Below are 18,056 nucleotides of genomic sequence, written 5' to 3'. Positions count from 1 at the left end.
GGACGGCAGCTTCGAACACCCCCGCCTGCCCGCCGGCCACCCCCTGCGCCCCCACGTGCTGTACCGCATCGACCGGGCCCGATGGCAGGACACCCTGCGTGGCTGACGGGGATGCCCCTCGACGGGGCCGCCGACAAACCCTGTATCATTTGCCGTTATAAATGCGCCGTAATGCCTTGCCAGGAGAACCTTCCATGAGTCACGTACTGGACGACCTTGTCGACCTGTTGAGCCTAGAGTCCATCGAGGAGAACCTGTTCCGTGGCCGCAGCCAGGACCTGGGCTTTCGCCAGCTGTACGGCGGCCAGGTGCTCGGCCAGTCGCTGTCGGCGGCCAGCCAGACGGTCGAGGACGCCCGCCACGTGCATTCGCTGCACGGCTATTTCCTGCGCCCCGGTGACGCCAGCATGCCGGTGGTCTACTCGGTGGACCGCGTGCGTGACGGCGGCAGCTTCAGCACCCGGCGGGTGACGGCGATCCAGAAGGGCCAGCCGATCTTCACTTGCAGCGCCTCGTTCCAGTACGACGAAGAGGGCTTCGAGCACCAGGTGCCAATGCCTGACGTGGTCGGCCCGGAGAACCTGCCCAGCGAAGTCGAACTGGCCAGCGCCATGGCCGACAAGTTGCCCGAGCGCATCCGCGACAAGGTGCTGTGCGCCAAGCCGATCGAGATCCGCCCGGTCACCGAGCGCGACCCGTTCAACCCCAAGCCGGGCGACCCGGTCAAGTACGCCTGGTTCCGCGCCGACGGCAACCTGGCGGACACCCCCGCGCTGCACAAGTACCTGCTGGCCTACGCCTCGGACTTCGGCCTGCTGACCACCGCGCTGCTGCCCCACGGCAAGTCGGTGTGGCAGAAGGACATGCAGATCGCCAGCCTCGACCATTCGCTGTGGTTCCACCGCAACCTGCGCGCCGACGAGTGGCTGCTGTACGCCACCGATAGCCCCTGGGCCGGCAATGCCCGCGGCTTCTGCCGTGGCAGCATCTTCAACCGCGCCGGGCAACTGGTGGCCTCGTCCACCCAGGAAGGCCTGATCCGCCACCGCAAGGACTGGGCATGAGCCTGGGCGATATCCGCCACTGGGTGTTCGACATGGACGGCACCCTGACCGTCGCGGTGCATGACTTCGCGGCCATTCGCGAGGCGCTCGACATCCCGGCCGAGCACGACATCCTCACCCACCTGGCGGCACTGCCAGCGGCCGAGGCGGCGGCGAAACACGCCTGGTTGCTGGAGCACGAGCGTGACCTGGCGATTGCCTCGAAAGCTTCGGAAGGGGCAGTGGAGCTGGTGCGTGAACTGGCTGGGCGCGGTTGCCGCCTGGCGATCCTGACCCGCAACGCCCGCGAGCTGGCCCATGTCACCCTTGAAGCCATCGGCCTGGCCGACTGCTTCCCGGTCGAGCATGTGCTGGGGCGTGACGAGGCGGCGCCCAAGCCCAACCCCGACGGGCTGTTGCAGATTGCCCGGGCGTGGGCGGTGGCGCCGGGGGAGATGGTGATGGTCGGCGACTATCGCTTCGACCTGGATTGCGGGCGAGCCGCCGGGACCAAGACCGTGCTGGTCAACCTGCCGGACAACCCCTGGCCGGCGCTGGCCGACTGGCATGCGGCGGATTGCCGGGCGCTCAAAGCGCTACTCGGCTGACCCCTACGGCGATCCCCCTGTAGGAGCGGCCTTGTGCCGCGAAAGGAGTGCGCAGCACTCCCTCGGTTTTTTCGAGCAACCTCAAGATCGCTGGGGCCGCTCTGCGGCCCTTTCGCGGCACAAGGCCGCTCCTACACAGGCGATACCTCCCACAGCAAATCCAGACCTGTCTAAGCTGCTCTGCACCCTTTCCTCAATGGAGACCCTGCGCATGAGCACCAAGGCCATCTACGTCCTCCCCGGCGGCGGCTACGACAAGGTCCAGGTCGGCACCCGCGAGGCCGCCGAGCCCCAGGCCGGCGAAATCACCGTGCGCCTGCACGCCAACTCCCTCAACTACCACGACTTCGCCGTGGTCAGTGGCATGTGGGGCCCGAGCGAGCGGCGCATCCCCATGGCCGATGGCGCCGGCGAGGTGATCGCGGTCGGTGCCGGGGTCACGGAGTTCAAGGTCGGTGATGCGGTGGTCAGCACCTTCTTCCCCGACTGGCTCGCAGGCGATGCCCAGGTCGAAGGTTTTGCCAGCGTGCCCGGCGACGGCATCGACGGCTACGCTCGCGAGCAGGTGACTGCCCGCGCCACGTCGTTCACCCTCGCCCCCAAAGGCTACAGCCACGCCGAGGCGGCCACCCTGACCACCGCCGGCCTTACCGCCTGGCGCGCGCTGATGAGCGACGATCACCTCAAGCCCGGCGACACGGTGCTGGTGCAGGGCACTGGCGGCGTCTCGATCTTCGCCTTGCAGTTCGCCAAGCTGGCCGGCGCCACGGTGATCGCCACCTCGTCCAGCGATGCCAAGCTCGAACGCCTCAAGGCGCTGGGCGCCGACCACCTGATCAACTACAAGACCACCCCGGCCTGGGGCGAGAAAGTGCGTGCGCTCACCGGCAACCGCGGTGTCGACCATGTGATCGAAGTGGGCGGCCCGGCCACGCTCGAGCAATCGATGATCGCTGCCCGTATTGGTGGCCATGTGTCGCTGATCGGCATCCTCACCGGCGTGGCCGGGCAGCTGCCGTTGGTGCAGGCGCTGGTGCGGCAGATTCGCCTGCAGGGGGTACTGGTGGGCAGCCGCGCGCAGCAGCAGGCGATGGTCCGCGCCATCGATGCCAACGGCCTGCGGCCGGTGGTGGACAAGCACTTTGAGCTGGAGCAGATCGTCGAGGCGTTCAGGTACCAGGAGAGCAACAAGCATTTCGGCAAGATCTGCTTGAGTTGGTGAGTTTCAGGTCAGGGGGTATTCATCTTGATGGCGCATTTGGGCGACTAGGTGCAGGGCGATAGTTTTGCAGCGCCTATCAGATCGAGCGCCGCCCGCGCGGCGCATCGCTGGCAAGCCAGCTCCCACATCTGTTTCGGGCCAGTCACTTCTGGTCTATCTCCACTGTCCGCCTTGTTGGCATGACGCGAAATCGAGATGGGCGCTGCCCGGACCTCACAAGGCTTGAGGCATGCACCAAGGCGTGCAGCGGTACCTTCACAGGAATAATTGGCCCGAAACAGATGTGGGAGCTGGCTTGCCAGCGATGCGCCGCGCGGGCGGCGCTCGATCTCACAGGCGCTACAAATCTCCCGACGAACACCAGCAAGCCATCACCCCCCGACCCATTCAACCCCCACCCAACCGCACTTCATTCGCTGGCCACCTCATTGACCGTCAACATGTACCCCTCATTACGCACCGTACGAATCAGCGCCGGGTTGCGCGGGTGGTCGCCCAGGTGCTGGCGCAGGCGGCTGACGCACACATCGATGCTGCGGTCGAAGGGTTCGCGCTCACGGTCGAACACATGGTTGAGCAGAAAATCCCGGCTCAGGGCGCGGTTGGGGTGCTGCAGGAACAGCCGCAGCAGGCGGTAGTCGGAGCTGCCCAGGCTGGCCACCAGGCCGTCCGGCGAACGTAGATGGCGGGTGGCAGTGTCCAGGTGCCAGCCGGCGAAACGCAGCTGGCGGGCTTCATCCACACGGGCGCGCTCGGGGAAGCTCTGGGTGCGGCGCAGCACCACCTTGATCCGCGCCAGCAACTCGCGCGGGTCGAACGGCTTGGCCAGGTAGTCGTCTGCGCCCATCTCCAGGCCGACGATACGGTCCACCAGGGTGCCGCGGGCAGTCAGCATGATCACCGGGATATGGCTGTGCACCCGCAGCTCACGGCACAGGGCCAGGCCGTCTTCGCCGGGCAGCATCAGGTCGAGGATCACCAGGTCGATCAGGCGCTCGGCCAGGCAGCGGCGCATGTCGCGGCCATGGGCCGCCACCGAGGTGCGCAGCCCGGCATCTTCCAGGTAGAGCGACAGCAACTCGCGGATCTCGGGGTCGTCATCGACGATCAGGATATGGTCGGGCTTGGACATGGGGTGGGCCTGTAGGGTGGAAGCGCAGGGCACCTTACACCGCGTCCGCCCCAACGAATGTAACGGAATGTGTTGGCTGACCGCCGGCCTGCCGGGCCGTACATTTGCGCACACAAGACGGCGTGGGGCCGTCATTAGAATTGCGCCACACAAATGCGACTGATTTTCTTTAAGGACTTCACATGCCCCACGCATCCTCCCCGCGCCTCCCGGCGACCCTGGCGCCGGCCCTTGGCCTGATGCTGGGCGCCTGCGCCCTGCCGGCCCTGGCCGATACGCTTGCGCTGCCCGCCACCCAGGTGGACGGCAAGCAGGACCGCTACAAGGTCGACACGGTGACCTCGAGCAAGATCACCACGCCCTTGCTGGACGCGCCACAGAGCATCAGCGTGGTGCCGCGCGCGGTGCTGGAGGAGCAGAACGCCCAAAGCCTGCAGGAGGTGTTGCGCAACGTGCCGGGCATCACCTTCATGTCGGGCGAGGGCAACCTGGGCTGGGGAGACCTGTTCTCCATTCGCGGTTTCGCCGCCGAGCAGAGCATGACCGTCGATGGCGTGCGCGACGCCGGCATGGCCAGCCGCAACGACACCTTCAACCTGGAGCAGGCCGAGGTCTACAAGGGCACAGGTTCGGTGGAGTCGGGCGTCTCGGCCGTGGGCGGCAGCGTCAACCTGGTCAGCAAGCGCGCGCACCTGGGCGATGCCGGCAAGCTCTCGGCAGGCATTGGCACCGACAACTACAAGCGCCTGACCGCCGACGTCAACCGCCAGCTCAATGACACCACGGCCGTGCGCGTCAACCTGATGAAGCACTACAACGCGGTGTCCGAGCGCGACGAAGTGGACTACGACCGCTGGGGCCTGGCAACTTCGTTCGGTTTCGGCCTGGGTACCGACACCCGGCTGTGGCTCGACGCCTTTTACCAGAAGGACCGCAACACCCCGGATGGCGGCGTACCGATCCAGCGCGGCAGCGATGGCAAGCGCATGCCGGGCGTCGACCGCGATGCCTGGTACGGCGATTCGAGCCTGTACACCCAGCGCAGCGAAACCCGTTCGCTGACCGGGCTGTTCGAGCACGACTTCAGCGACGACCTGACCCTGCGCAACCAGCTGCGCTGGCAGCAGACCGACAACTGGGCGGTGCTGTCGCCGGCCCGTTTCGTCGCCGCCAATGCCGATGGCAGCCGCACCTGCACCGGCACCCGTTGCGCAAGCCTGGGCTATGTCGGGCTGGGGCCACGCAGCTCGATCAACGGCATCAGCGCCTACACCGACTACGCCAACAGCGCCAGTGGCTACGGCTACCTGCGCGGCAGCGACTTCGGCCTGTCCAAGCGCTACGAGATCGTCGACAACCAGACCGACCTGCGCTTCAACCTCGACACCGGCGGTATTCACCATGAGGCCGTGACCGGTATCGAGCTGTACCGCGAAACCTACGGCGGCCTGCACAAGAGCATGAAGGTGCCGGACGGTTCGATGTTCTTCAACCTGTCCGACCCGGCCCACAGCTTCGCCTCGACCCGTACCGACAAGGGCTACGGCGACCCGCGCAGCGTCGTGAAGGACGCCGCCTTGTACGCCTCCGACACCCTCACCCTGGACCCGCAATGGCAACTGCTGCTGGCCCTGCGCTATGACCACTGGCAGGTCGACAGCGAGCGCGCCACCGGCAGCAGCAGTAGCCGTGACGACGCCTTTGGCGGCCGTGCCGGGGTGGTCTACAAACCGCTGCCCAATGGCAGCATCTACCTGTCCTACAGCCAGGCCGCGCAACCGTCGGCGGTGGGCGCCAGCACCAACAACCAGATCTACGGCGCGGCCAGCACCGAGGCCTACAAGCCGGCGGTCTCGAAAACCTACGAGCTGGGCACCAAGTGGGAGCTGCTCGACGAGCGCCTGAACCTGACCGCCGCGCTGTTCCGCACCGAGCTGGAAGACAGCTGGGAATACAGCGAAGGCGAGACCTCACCGGTGCGTGCACTGCCGGCCAAGCGGGTCGATGGCCTCGAGCTGGGCCTGCAGGGGCAACTCACCCAGCGCTGGTCGGCCTATGCCGGTTTCGCCGCGATGAAGAGCCGCCAGACCAAGGGCGCGAACAAGGGCGAGGAGGCCAAGAACGTCCCCGACCTGACCGCTAACCTGTGGACCACCTACGACCTCACCGACCAGCTCAGTGTCAGCTATGGCGCTGACTACGTGGGCCGACGCCGCTACAGCGACAACAAGTACGTCGGCGGGTTGAACAACAACAGCAGCTACGCCAACGGCCCGAGCGGGGTCTACACGGTCTACACCCGCGACCATGAGAAGGCGCCGTCGTACTGGCTGCACAGCCTGGCGGCGCGCTACAAGGTCGACAGCCAGACCACGGTCAACCTGAACGTGTCGAACCTGTTCAACACCTTCTACTACAGCCGCGTCGGCGCTTCGCTCGACGGCTTCCAGTTGTACGGCGTGCCGGGGGCCGGGCGCACCCTGACCGCCAGCGTGGATTACACCTTCTGATGCTGGTGCAGATCGCCAACCTGTTCAGCGCCGATGAACTGCACGGGCTGCGCCGACAATTGCTGGCGCAGCCCTGGGTCGACGGCAAGGCCACCGCCGGCGTGCAGTCGGCCCAGGCCAAGCACAACCGCCAGCTGGACGAGGACGACCCGGTCGCCCGCCAGCTGGGCGGGTTGATCCTGCAGCGGCTGTCGGACAACCCGTTGTTCATGTCCGCCGCCCTGCCCAAGCGCATCTACCCGCCGTTGTTCAACCGTTACGGCGCCGGCGAAGGCTTCGGCTTTCACATCGACAACGCCATCCGCGGCATCAAGGGCGTGCGCGAGCGGGTGCGCACCGACCTGTCGGCGACCCTGTTCCTGGCCGAGCCGGACAGCTACGACGGCGGTGAACTGGTGATCCACGACACCTTCGGCGAGCGCCAGGTCAAGCTGCCGGCCGGGCACCTGGTGCTGTACCCGGGCAGCAGTGTGCACCGGGTCGAGCCGGTGACCCGGGGCGAGCGCCTGGCGGCGTTTTTCTGGGTCGAAAGCCTGGTGCGCGAGGACAGCCAGCGCAGCCTGTTGCTGGACATGGACGTGGCGATCCAGCGCCTGACTGCGCAACAGGCCGATGCCGGTTCGTTGCTGGAACTGACTGGCGTGTACCACAACCTGCTCCGTCGCTGGGGCGACACCTGACCTTGGGAGGTCACCCATGATTCAACCCACTTCCTGGCGGCGCCTGCTGGTGCTGCCCTTGTTGCTCGGCGCCTGGCTGGGCCTGGCGCAACCGGCCAGCGCGGTGCAGGTCACCGATGTGCTCGGGCGTACGGTCACGGTCGAGCATGCGCCGCAGCGTATCGTGCTCGGCGAAGGCCGGCTGTTTTTCGCCCTGGCCCTGCTCGACCGCGACAACCCGTTCCAGCGGGTGGTCGGCTGGCAGAACGACATGCGCCTGCTCGACCCGCACACCTACGAGGCCTACGCCCAGCGCTACCCGCAGATCGGCACGCTGCCGTTGATCGGCCAGGCTTCGGAGCAGAGCGTCAGCGCCGAGCAGATCCTGGCCTTGAAACCGGACCTGGCGGTGTTCAGCATCGCCGGCGAAGGCCCGACCCAGCACAGCCCGGTGGCCGACCTGCTGGCCAAGGCCGGGGTGCCGGTGCTGTTCATCGACTTTCGCGTGCACCCGCTCGAGAACACCCGGGTCAGCCTGCGGGCGCTCGGTACATTGCTCGAGCGTGAGCAGCAGGCCGAGCAATACCTGAGCCTGTATGACCGCCACCTGAAGCGGGTCACCGATGCGGTGGCCGGATTGCCCAACAGCCAGCGGCCGAAGGTCTTCCTCGAACTGTTGGCCGGGGTATGGCAGGCACCGGGGCACACCACCGGCAAGAGCGGGCTGGGCAGCCTGGTGGCGGCTGCTGGCGGGCACAACATCGGCGCCGACGTGGTGCCCGGTGCGCTGGGCGACGTGAGTGTCGAGTACGTGCTGCAGGCCGACCCCGACGTGTACATCGCCACCGGCAACCGTGCGCCGGGGGTGCTGCTGGGGGCAGGGGTATCGACCGACACCGCGCGCCAGAGCCTGGCGCAAGTCACCGCCCGCCCGGCGTTCGCGCCGCTGCGGCCGATCCAGGCCGGCCAGGCCCATGGCCTGTGGCATGACTTCTACAACTCACCGTTCAACATCCTCGCCCTCGAAGCCATGGCGCGCTGGATTCATCCCGAGCGCTTCAAGGGCCTCGACCCGCAGGCCACCATGGCCGAGATCAATCAGCTGTTGAACATTGGCCTGGACGGCCAGTACTGGGTCGACGCCCAGTGACCGCGCTGGCGCAGGACGGCGCCGCCCTGGCGGCCGGGCGCTACCGGCGCCTGCTGTGGCGGCGCAGCGGGTTGGTGCTGGGCTTGGCGGCGCTGTTGCTGCTGTCGGTGTTGCTGGACCTGGCCAGTGGCGCCTCGGGCATGGGCCTGGGGCAACTGCTGCACGGCCTGTTCGACCCCGCGACCCTGAGCGCCACCGAGCGAGTGATCATCTGGAACGTGCGCTTGCCCTATGCGCTGATGGCGGTTTTGGTGGGGGCCGCGTTGGCCCTGGCCGGGGCCGAGATGCAGGCGATCCTCGACAACCCGCTGGCCAGCCCGTTCACCCTGGGCGTGTCGTCGGCGGCGGCACTGGGCGCGTCGCTGGCCATCGCCTACCCGCTGGGCGTGGCCTGGTTGGCGCCGGGTGTGCAGGTGACGCTGATGGCGTTTGTCTTCGCCTGCCTGTCGGTGGTGCTGCTGCAGGCCATGGCGCGGCTGCGTGGCGCCGGGGTCGAAAGCCTGGTGCTGTTCGGCATTGCCCTGGTGTTCAGCTGCAATGCGCTGGTGTCGCTGCTGCAATTGCTGGCGACCGAGGACGTGCTGCAGCAGCTGGTGTTCTGGACCTTGGGCAGCGTGGCCAGGGCCGACTGGCAGAAGCTCGGCATCCTCGCTTTGGTGCTGGCTGCGCTGTTGCCGTTCTCGCTGCGCGCCGCACCGGCCATGACCCTGCTGCGCATGGGCGAGGAGCGGGCGCGCAGTTTTGGCGTCGATACCCGGCGCCTGCGTTTCGCCTCGCTGGTGCGCATCAGTTTGCTGTCGGCCACGGCCGTGGCCTTCGTCGGCACCATCGGTTTCGTCGGCCTGGTGGGGCCGCATATCGCCCGTTTGCTGGTGGGTGAGGACCAGCGCTTCCTGCTGCCGGCCAGTGCGCTGGTGGGGGCGCTGCTGCTGTCGCTGTCGTCGATTGCCAGCAAGCTGATCCTGCCTGGGGTGATCGTGCCGGTGGGCATCGTCACCGCGTTGGTGGGGGTGCCGGTGTTCGTGGTGCTGGTGTTCCGCCGGGGGAGAAACCTGTGAGCCTGTTGATCGATCAGCTGTCGGTGGCCTATGGCGCGCGGCAGGTACTGCACCAGGTCACCTTGCCTGCGTTGCCGGCCGGCAGCCTGGTGGCGCTGGTGGGGCCGAACGGCGCCGGCAAATCGACCTTGCTGCGCGCATTGGCGGGGCTTGAGCGCATGCAAGGTGCGCTGACGCTGGACGGTGCCGACGTGACCCGCCTGGGCGTTGCCGAGCGTTCGCGGCGGTTGGCCTACATGCCCCAGCAACTGCCGCCGGGGATCGCCCTGGGAGTGCTGGAGAGCATCATTGCCGGCTTGCGCGTGGGCGGGGCCGACAACCCGCTGGGGACGGCGTTCGAGGCGCTGCGCCGGTTGGGTATCGAGCACCTGGCCGAACAGCCGTTGGGCAGCCTGTCCGGGGGCCAGCGGCAACTGGTGGCGCTGGCCCAGCTGCTGGCGCGCAACCCTCGGGTATTGCTGCTGGACGAGCCGACCAGCGCGCTGGATTTGCATTACCAGTTGCGGGTGATGGATGCGGTGCGTGAGCGGGTGGTCGCCCATCGCTTGCTGGCGGTGGCGGTGCTGCACGACATCAACCTGGCGGCCAGCCATGCCGACTGGCTGGTGGTGCTCGACGCGGGGCGGGTGGTGGCCTGTGGAACGCCGGAGCAGGTGCTGGTGCCGGGGTTGCTGGCCGAGGTGTATGGCGTCGAGGCGCGGGTGGAGCGCTGTTCGCGGGGACGCTTGCAGGTATTGGTGGATCGGGCGTTGGGGTGAGGTTCAAGATTGCTGGGGGCGCTGTGCGCCCCTTTCGCGGCGCAAGGCCGCTCCTACAGGGGCGTGTGCCCACCGTGGATGTCGGCTTTGTCAATCCGGCACCAACCGATCCCGGCTGTTGGACAGGTGCAAACACACCGCTGCCCGTGCGGCGTCCGGGTCCTGGCGGCGGATGGCATTGAGGATCGCCTCGTGCTCAAGGTTGGCCAGGTACGCCTGCCTTGCCAGCCTGGCCCCGGCGCGGTCGGCCTGGGCCAGGCGGTTGCGCGGGATCAGCGCGCTGCCCAGGTGCGCCATCATCTCGCCGAAATACAGGTTGCCAGTGGCCTCGGCGATCAGCAGGTGGAAGCGCCGGTCGGCTTCGATGCAGCTGTCGCCGGCGGCGGCCAGGTCCTGGTAGTCGTCCAGTGCCTGGCGCATCTGCGCCAGGTGCCGATCAGTGCGGCGCAACGCCGCCAGCGCGGCAGCCTGGCCTTCCAGGCCGATGCGCAGCTCCAGCAGGTCGCGCACGCTGGCGGCGCTTTCGGCGCCGACCCGCAGGCCGGCCTGGGCCTGGCGTTCGATGACGAAGGTACCGATGCCGTGGCGCGGCTCCACCAGGCCCGAGGCCTGCAGCTTGGACAGCGCTTCACGGACCACGGTGCGGCTGATGCCGTGTTCACGCACCAGGGTGTTTTCCGAAGGCAATCGGTCGCCGGGCCTGAAGGTGCCCAGCAGGATCTGCTGGGTCAGGCTGGAGACCAGGTCGTGGGCGCGGCTGTGGCCGCGTTTACGCGGGGTGTCTTGGGTGTCCATGCGGGGCTCGCTGATGCGGCGGTACAAGTGGCTGGCCGATCAGCCGAGCCTAGCAGGCTTACTTGTACGACAAGTTAAAAAATTGAAAATAATTTACCTCATGCTCCGGCAGCTTTTACTTGCAGCTGGTTTACTTGTTTTTATCTTTTCGCTGCTTTTAGCCGTTTTATCTACTTGTATTTTGCTTTTTGCTGGCTGTTTGCGATCTTGTCGTACAACTTCGCGGCGCCTATGATTCGTTCACCTGGATGTCAGACAACAGGGCGCTTGCCAGATGCCCGGACTTCCATCGACCCGCACAAAAACAATTAGTGGGAGAAGCACCTGTGAACCACACCCTCGATCCGTGCGCCGGGCGCGATGCGGTGCTGACCAGCGCCGTGGCCAAGGTCAAACGGCATGTCCTGCCGCTGTTCGTCATCATGTTCATCGTCAACTACCTGGACCGCGTCAACATCGGTTTCGTCCGCCCGCACCTGGAAAGTGACCTGGGCATCAGCGCGGCGGCCTTTGGCTTCGGCGCCGGGCTGTTCTTCATCGGTTACGCGCTGTTCGAAGTGCCCTCGAACATGCTGTTGCAGAAGGTCGGCGCCCGCCTGTGGCTGACCCGCATCATGTTCACCTGGGGCCTGGTGGCCACGGCCATGGCCTTCGTGCAGAACGAAACCCAGTTCTATGTGCTGCGCTTTTTGCTGGGGGTCGCCGAGGCCGGGTTCTTCCCCGGGGTGATCTACTACTTCACCCGCTGGCTGCCGGCCGCCGAACGCGGCAAGGCCATCGCCATCTTCCTCAGCGGCTCGGCCGTGGCATCGTTGATCTCCGGGCCCTTGGCCGGTGCGCTGATGCAGATCCAGGGCATGGGCCTGCACGGCTGGCAATGGATGCTGTTCATCGAAGGCATGGCGTCGGTGGCGCTGTGCTTCTTCGTGTTCTTCTGGCTCGACTCCAAACCCCATGATGCCAAGTGGCTGAGCCGCGAAGAGCAGGACGCACTGGTGGCGGCCATCGACCAGGAACAGCGTGAGCGCGAGGCGGGCGGGGTGGTCAAGGCGTCGTCCTGGAGCCTGCTCAAGGACCGCCAGATCCTGCTGTTCTGCCTGATCTACTTCTGCATCCAGCTGACCATCTATGCCGCGACCTTCTGGCTGCCGAGCATCATCAAGCGCATGGGCGACCTCAGCGACCTGCAGGTGGGTTTCTTCAACTCCATCCCCTGGCTGATCTCGATCATCGCCATGTACAGCTTCGCCGCCTGCGCCCGCCGCTGGCGCTTCCAGCAGGCCTGGGTGGCGGCGGCGCTGCTGGTGGCGGCTACCGGCATGTTCATGTCCACCACTGGCGGGCCGGTGTTCGCCTTCGTCGCCGTGTGCTTCGCGGCCATCGGTTTCAAGGCGGCTTCGTCGCTGTTCTGGCCTATCCCCCAGGGCTACCTGGATGCCCGCATCGCGGCGGCGGTGATCGCCCTGATCAACTCGGTGGGCAACCTGGGCGGCTTTGTCGCGCCCACCACCTTTGGCCTGCTGGAGCAGCAGACCGGTTCGATCCAGGGCGGCCTGTACGGCCTGGCGGTGACCTCGGTGGTGGCCGCCATTGCGGTGTTCTTCGTTCGTACCCGTGCCAAGGGCGCGCCTGCCCAAGACCTCAAGGCCGCCTCGGCCAACTGATTGCGAGAGAGATTCCATGAACATGCACAGCACCCCACAGGTTCAACACGGTACCCCGGTCGTCACCGAACTGCGTGTGGTCCCGGTGGCCGGCCACGACAGCATGCTGCTCAACCTCAGCGGCGCCCATGGCCCGTACTTCACCCGCAACGTGGTGATCCTGCGCGACAGCGCCGGCAACACCGGCCTGGGCGAAGTGCCCGGCGGCGAGGCCATTCGCCAGACCCTGGAAGACGCCCGCGCGCTGGTGGTCGGCCAGCCCATCGGCCACTACCAGCGCGTGCTCAATGCCATGCGCCAGACCTTCGCCGGGCGTGATGCCGGCGGGCGCGGCCTGCAGACCTTCGACCTGCGCATCACCGTGCATGCGGTGACCGCCATCGAGTCGGCGCTGCTCGACTTGCTCGGCCAGCACCTGGGCGTGCCCATGGCCGCGCTGCTGGGCGAAGGGCAGCAGCGCGAGGCGGTGAAGATGCTCGGTTACCTGTTCTACATCGGTGACCGCAAGCGCACCGACCTGGCCTATTGCAACGAGGCCGACGCCGATGACGATTGGTTCCGCCTGCGCCATGAGCAGGCCATGACCCCGGAGGCGGTGGTGCGCCTGGCCGAAGCGGCCAAGGCCCGCTATGGCTTCAACGATTTCAAATTGAAGGGCGGCGTGCTGCGCGGTGAAGAGGAGATGGAGGCCGTCACTGCACTGGCCGAACGTTTCCCTGAGGCGCGCATCACCCTCGACCCCAACGGTGCCTGGTCGCTCAAAGAAGCCATCGCCCTGTGCCGCGACAAGCACGCGGTGCTGGCCTATGCCGAAGACCCCTGCGGCGCCGAGAACGGCTACTCCGGCCGTGAGGTGATGGCCGAGTTCCGCCGCGCCACCGGCCTGCCCACCGCCACCAACATGATCGCCACCGACTGGCGGCAGATGGGCCATGCGATCCAGTCGCAGGCGGTGGACATCCCGCTGGCCGACCCGCACTTCTGGACCCTGCAGGGCTCGGTGCGGGTGGCGCAGATGTGCCATGACTGGGGCCTGACCTGGGGCTCGCATTCCAACAACCACTTCGATATTTCGCTGGCCATGTTCACCCAGGTGGCCGCCGCCGCGCCGGGCGAGATCACTGCCATCGACACCCACTGGATCTGGCAGGACGGCCAGCGCCTGACCCGCGAGCCGCTGCGTATTGTCGACGGCCATGTGCGGGTGCCCGCGCGGCCGGGGTTGGGGGTGCAGCTGGATGAGGATCAACTGGCCAAGGCCCATGAGTGCTACCGCAACATGGGGCTGGGGGCGCGCGATGACAGCGTGGCGATGCAGTACCTGGTGCCGGGGTGGGCGTTCGACAACAAGCGGCCTTGCCTGGTGCGTTGATTCCTGTGCGGGCCTCATCGCCGGCAAGCCGGCTCCCACAGGCTCAGCGCAAACCCTGTGGGAGCCGGCTTGCCGGCGATGAGGCCAAAATTGACCACACAACAGTTCCCTGCTGCCACCCGCCGCCTCGTGTGACGGTCAAGCGTAGGCAGACGCCTGTGCAGCACAGCCCCGGGAGACCGGGGCTTTTTTGTGGGCGCTTGGCCCGTGTCGTTTCCAGACAAGCCAATCACGACATCCGGCGCGATCGGGCACGGGGTGTCGTGATCGCGAACCTGCGGGACGTTCTCGAACAATTTCCCCATGCCCCGCGCGGCTTAAATAACCCCCGGATCGTCCGGTGCGTGGCGCTGCAAAAGCGTGAAGAGGTTCAACAACAGCGCCTGAGCGACGTGTCATTCTTATTGTTTTTCAAGGAGATGCTTTTTCGCCTGTACCTGCCCGTCCCTTCCTTGTGTCCGCAAAAAGAGAACAATATCAATGAGCACCGTGGGATCTGATGGCAACCTTGCTCAAGGTTTCAAGCCGCGTCATGTAACCATGCTGTCCATCGCCGGCATCATCGGCGCCGGGCTTTTCGTAGGTTCCGGGCACGCCATCGCGGCGGCCGGGCCTGCCACCATTCTTTCTTATTTCGTAGCCGGCACCCTGGTGGTGCTGGTGATGCGCATGCTCGGCGAAATGGCCGTGGCACACCCCGACACCGGGTCGTTCTCCACCTACGCCGACCAGGCCATCGGCCGCTGGGCCGGCTACACCATCGGCTGGTTGTACTGGTGGTTCTGGGTGCTGGTGATCCCCATCGAAGCACTGGCCGCCGGGCATGTGCTCAACGCCTGGTTCCCCCAGGTGGACAGCTGGATCTTCGCCCTGGCCTCGGTATTGCTGCTGGCCTGCACCAACCTGTTCAGCGTGGCCAAGTACGGCGAGTTCGAATTCTGGTTCGCGATCCTCAAGGTCACGGCGATCCTCGGCTTCATCGGCCTGGGCTTCGCCGCGCTGATGGGCTGGCTGCCCAACCGCGAGGTCAGCGGTTTGAGCACGCTGATGGCCGAGCACGGCGGTTTCACGCCCAAGGGCTGGTCGGCGGTGATCGGTGCCTTCATCACCGTGATGTTCAGCTTTATCGGCACCGAGGCGGTGACCATTGCCGCGTCCGAATCCAGCGACCCTGCGCGCAACATCGCCAAGGCCACCCGCTCGGTAATCTGGCGCATCAGTACCTTCTATATCCTGTCGATCTTCGTGATCATTTCGGTGGTGCCGTGGAACGACCCACAGCTGGCGGTGGTGGGTTCTTACCAGCGTGCGCTGGAAATCATGAACATCCCCAATGCCGCGCTGATGGTTGATTTCGTGGTGCTGATCGCGGTGACCAGCTGCATGAACTCGTCGATCTACATCGCCTCGCGGATGATGTACTCGCTGGCCAAGCGCGGTGATGCCCCGGCGTTCCTCAAGGAAACCTCAAAGGTGGGCGTGCCGCGTGCAGCGGTGTTCGGCAGCACCCTGATCGGTGCGGCCATCGCCATCCTCAACTACTTCGCACCCAAGGGCGTGTTCGAGTTTTTGCTGGCAAGCTCTGGCGCCATTGCCCTGCTGGTGTACCTGGTGATCGCCATTTCCCAGCTGCGCATGCGTGGCCGGCTGGAGCGCGAGAACGCCAACCTCAAGTTCAAGATGTGGCTGTTCCCGTGGCTGACCTGGGCAGTGATCATCTTCATCAGCTGCGCGCTGGGGGTGATGATGTTCACCGAGGAACACCGGGCCGAGGTGAGCGCCACGTTGGGGCTGGCGATCGTGATTTCGTTCCTGGGGATCGTCACCACGCGGGGGCATGCGCGGGTGGTTGGGGCGCGGTCGATGGGCTGATGGCCTTACCGTGAACGAGAGGGCGCCACTGGGCGCCCTCTTTGCGTTTTGCAACAGTTTCACCTGTCGGGCCGGGCGAGGGGCGGGGATAGACTCTGGCGGGTTTTCCCTATTTGCCATGGAGTCGTTGCATGAATATTGAAGTCATGGGCGCGCCTGCGCCCGCTGCCAGGGATGAGCGTTTCGATGAGGTACTGACACTGATCAAGTCGGCCCGCCAGCGCGCGGTCCAGGCCGTTAACACTCAACTGATCGAGCTGTATTGGCAGGTGGGGGCTTTTATCAGCCGCAAGCTGGAGCGGGCCGAGTGGGGCGATGGGGTGGTCAACCAGCTGGCGGATCATCTGCTGCTGACCCAGCCCGGGCTGCGCGGATTTACCCGCGCCAACCTGTTCCGCATGCGGCAGTTTTACGAGGTTTACCGGGGTGACGAAATAGTCGCACCACTGGTGCGACTATTGCCGTGGAGCCACAACATGATAGTTATTGGACAGTGCAAGCACCCTGAAGAGCGGCTGTTCTACCTGCGCATGGCCAGCCAGGAAAAGTGGTCCAAGCGTGAACTGGAACGCCAACTCAAGGCTGCGCTGTTCGAGCGCAGCGTGACGCAACCGGCCAAGGCGTCGGCCGCGCTCACCCAGGCCCATCCTGCGGCCCTGGAGGTGTTCCGCGATGCCTACATGATCGAGTTCCTCGGCCTACCGGGCGGGCACGCCGAGGCCGACCTGCACCAAGGGTTGCTTGCCCGCCTCAAGGACTTCCTGGTCGAGCTGGGCCGCGGCTTCTGCTTCGTCGGCTCGCACTACCCGTTGCAGGTGGGCGGCCGTGACTTTGCCCTCGACCTGTTGTTCTTCCACCGCGGCCTCAACTGCCTGGTGGCCATCGAATTGAAAGTCGGGCGATTCGAGCCCGAGTACCTGGGCAAGCTGGACTTCTATCTCGAGGCCCTCGACCGCAACGAGCGCAAGGCCCACGAGAACCCCGCCATCGGCGTGCTGCTGTGCGCCAGCAGGGACGATGAGGTGGTGGAGTACGCGCTCAACCGCAGCCTGTCCCCCGCGCTGATCGCCGAGTACCAGACCCGCCTGCCGGACAAGGCCCTGCTGCAGGCCAAGTTGCAGGAGTTCTACGCGCTGGATGCCGAGCGCACCGCCTCGATATAGCGGGCGACTGCCGGTGACTTCTCGAAGCGCCGATGCAACAGGCTCAACCACGAACTCGCCCGGCAATCCTCGACAGGCCGGTAGTTCACCTGCGGCAAGTTGATCCGCCGCACCACCGATTCCGGCACCACCGCAACGCCCTGGCCCAGGGATACCAAAGTGATCACCGCCACCAGGCTGCCCGGCTGGGGGCCCAGGCGCGGGACGAAACCACCCTGCGCGGCGACCTCCAGCGTGCCGGAGATCTGTTCGGGGAGGATGAAGGTTTCATCGGCCAGGCGCTTGGCCGGGAGCTGCTTGAGCTCGTTCAGGCGGGAACCTGCGGGCAGCGCCAGGACGAAGCCTTCTTCATGCAGGGGAATCGCCTCCAGTCCCTCCGGCAGCTCCATCGGCGAGCGCACATAGGCCAGGTCCAGCTGGCCGTCGAGCACCTGCGTGGGCAGCGCGTCCATGGGCGCCTCGCGGATATTCAGATGCACGCCGGGGTGGGCGTCACTGAAGCGGGTCACTTGCTGTTGCAAGGTGCCGGAGTAGGCCGCCGAAGCCACATAGCCCAGCTCGATGCGCCCACTGTCGCCCCTTGCGGCGCGCTGCGCGCTGAGCTGTGCGGCGTCGAACTGGCGCACCGCCTGCTCGGCCTCCACCCGCAATGCTTCGCCCGCGGCAGTCAGGCGCACTTCGCGCTGGCTGCGCTGGAACAGCAGCACGCCCAGGGTTTTTTCCATGTCCTGGATCTGCCGACTGAGGGTGGGCGGGGCGATGCCCAACTGCTCGGCCGCACGGGTGAAGTGGCCGTGGCGGGCGACGCTGAGGAAGTAGCGGAAGTGGCGGATTTCCATGGGGCCTCGTTAGCCGGTGGCTAATGACGCAGGACGTGGCGGCTAACAAGCCCGGCGCCCGGCGGCGTTATGGTGAGGGCAACACTACAAGGCTGGCGTCGTGGCGGCAAAGCCCGGATCGCCTGGGACCGCTGCGCGGTCCATCGCCGGCAAGCCGGCTCCCACAAGGATCACCGTAGCCCCTGTGGGAGCTGGCTTGCCAGCGATGGGG

At 66.3% G+C, this 18,056-nt stretch carries 16 protein-coding genes and 1 pseudogene; 14 read left to right on the top strand and 3 right to left on the bottom strand.

Going from position 1 to position 18,056, the window contains the following annotated elements:
* The 4 genes and pseudogenes from L6D77_RS15305 to L6D77_RS15290 all read left to right on the top strand — a co-directional run.
* Positions 1-106 (top strand): annotated as a pseudogene (locus L6D77_RS15305) (GNAT family N-acetyltransferase); the annotation flags it as partial.
* Between the two features lie 88 nt (positions 107-194).
* Positions 195-1,064, top strand: coding sequence for an acyl-CoA thioesterase II (gene tesB, locus L6D77_RS15300; protein WP_232882724.1), 870 nt, complete (start codon positions 195-197; stop codon positions 1,062-1,064).
* Positions 1,061-1,651, top strand: coding sequence for an HAD family hydrolase (locus tag L6D77_RS15295; protein WP_232882725.1), 591 nt, complete (start codon positions 1,061-1,063; stop codon positions 1,649-1,651). The genes tesB and L6D77_RS15295 overlap by 4 nt, the downstream gene beginning before the upstream one ends.
* 211 nt (positions 1,652-1,862) lie before the next feature.
* The gene (locus tag L6D77_RS15290) at positions 1,863-2,873 is read left to right on the top strand and encodes a zinc-dependent alcohol dehydrogenase family protein (protein ID WP_232882726.1); all 1,011 of its coding nucleotides are present in this window, start codon (positions 1,863-1,865) and stop codon (positions 2,871-2,873) included.
* A 409-nt stretch (positions 2,874-3,282) separates the two neighbouring features.
* On the opposite strand, the gene L6D77_RS15285 is transcribed toward L6D77_RS15290, so the two are convergent.
* Positions 3,283-4,005 carry a response regulator gene (locus L6D77_RS15285; RefSeq protein ID WP_232882727.1) on the bottom strand — a complete coding sequence of 241 codons (723 nt, stop codon included), beginning with the start codon at positions 4,003-4,005 and terminating at the stop codon, positions 3,283-3,285.
* A gap of 182 nt (positions 4,006-4,187) precedes the next feature.
* On the opposite strand from L6D77_RS15285, the gene L6D77_RS15280 reads away from it, so the two are divergent.
* Genes L6D77_RS15280 through L6D77_RS15260 form a run of 5 tightly spaced genes read left to right on the top strand, consistent with a single transcriptional unit; the run spans position 4,188 to position 10,140 of the window.
* Positions 4,188-6,515, top strand: a complete 2,328-nt coding sequence (locus tag L6D77_RS15280; protein WP_232882728.1) for a TonB-dependent receptor — start codon at positions 4,188-4,190, stop codon at positions 6,513-6,515.
* Entirely contained in the window at positions 6,515-7,195 is a 681-nt protein-coding gene (locus L6D77_RS15275) for a Fe2+-dependent dioxygenase (protein ID WP_232882729.1), read from the top strand. The genes L6D77_RS15280 and L6D77_RS15275 overlap by 1 nt, the downstream gene beginning before the upstream one ends.
* A 16-nt stretch (positions 7,196-7,211) precedes the next feature.
* The gene (locus L6D77_RS15270; protein ID WP_232882730.1) at positions 7,212-8,324 is read left to right on the top strand and encodes an ABC transporter substrate-binding protein; all 1,113 of its coding nucleotides are present in this window, start codon (positions 7,212-7,214) and stop codon (positions 8,322-8,324) included.
* Entirely contained in the window at positions 8,321-9,382 is a 1,062-nt protein-coding gene (locus tag L6D77_RS15265; protein ID WP_232882731.1) for a FecCD family ABC transporter permease, read from the top strand. The genes L6D77_RS15270 and L6D77_RS15265 overlap by 4 nt, the downstream gene beginning before the upstream one ends.
* Positions 9,379-10,140, top strand: coding sequence for an ABC transporter ATP-binding protein (locus L6D77_RS15260; protein ID WP_232882732.1), 762 nt, complete (start codon positions 9,379-9,381; stop codon positions 10,138-10,140). Before L6D77_RS15265 ends, L6D77_RS15260 begins: the two co-directional genes overlap by 4 nt.
* Before the next feature lie 90 nt (positions 10,141-10,230).
* Here the strand turns inward: L6D77_RS15260 and L6D77_RS15255 are convergent, their stop codons facing one another.
* Entirely contained in the window at positions 10,231-10,935 is a 705-nt protein-coding gene (locus L6D77_RS15255) for a FadR/GntR family transcriptional regulator (protein WP_125462516.1), read from the bottom strand.
* 326 nt (positions 10,936-11,261) lie between these two features.
* Between L6D77_RS15255 and L6D77_RS15250 the strand changes: the two genes are divergently transcribed.
* The 5 genes from L6D77_RS15250 to L6D77_RS15230 all read left to right on the top strand — a co-directional run bounded on the left by L6D77_RS15250 (position 11,262) and on the right by L6D77_RS15230 (position 17,006).
* A complete protein-coding gene (locus L6D77_RS15250; protein WP_373870589.1) occupies positions 11,262-12,599 on the top strand; it encodes an MFS transporter in 1,338 nt (445 codons plus the stop codon).
* Positions 12,600-12,615: 16 nt separating this feature from the next.
* The gene (gudD, locus tag L6D77_RS15245) at positions 12,616-13,971 is read left to right on the top strand and encodes a glucarate dehydratase (protein WP_232882733.1); all 1,356 of its coding nucleotides are present in this window, start codon (positions 12,616-12,618) and stop codon (positions 13,969-13,971) included.
* A 263-nt stretch (positions 13,972-14,234) separates the two neighbouring features.
* On the top strand, positions 14,235-14,471 hold the full coding sequence (locus L6D77_RS15240; RefSeq protein ID WP_236170087.1) for a hypothetical protein: 237 nt from the start codon (positions 14,235-14,237) through the stop codon (positions 14,469-14,471).
* Positions 14,452-15,843, top strand: coding sequence for a GABA permease (gene gabP / locus L6D77_RS15235; RefSeq protein ID WP_125857347.1), 1,392 nt, complete (start codon positions 14,452-14,454; stop codon positions 15,841-15,843). The genes L6D77_RS15240 and gabP overlap by 20 nt, the downstream gene beginning before the upstream one ends.
* Before the next feature lie 131 nt (positions 15,844-15,974).
* Positions 15,975-17,006: a PDDEXK nuclease domain-containing protein gene (locus L6D77_RS15230; RefSeq protein WP_236170086.1), complete on the top strand. Its 1,032-nt coding sequence runs from the start codon at positions 15,975-15,977 to the stop codon at positions 17,004-17,006.
* Here the strand turns inward: L6D77_RS15230 and L6D77_RS15225 are convergent.
* Positions 16,970-17,845, bottom strand: coding sequence for a LysR family transcriptional regulator (locus L6D77_RS15225; RefSeq protein ID WP_236170085.1), 876 nt, complete (start codon positions 17,843-17,845; stop codon positions 16,970-16,972). The genes L6D77_RS15230 and L6D77_RS15225 overlap by 37 nt on opposite strands.
* Between the last annotated feature and the right edge of the window lie 211 nt (positions 17,846-18,056).

Source organism: Pseudomonas parasichuanensis, assembly GCF_021601385.1.
Lineage (GTDB): Bacteria > Pseudomonadota > Gammaproteobacteria > Pseudomonadales > Pseudomonadaceae > Aquipseudomonas > Aquipseudomonas parasichuanensis.
Note: the sequence above shows the minus strand (reverse complement) of the source record. Positions and strands in the feature narration are given on the sequence as shown.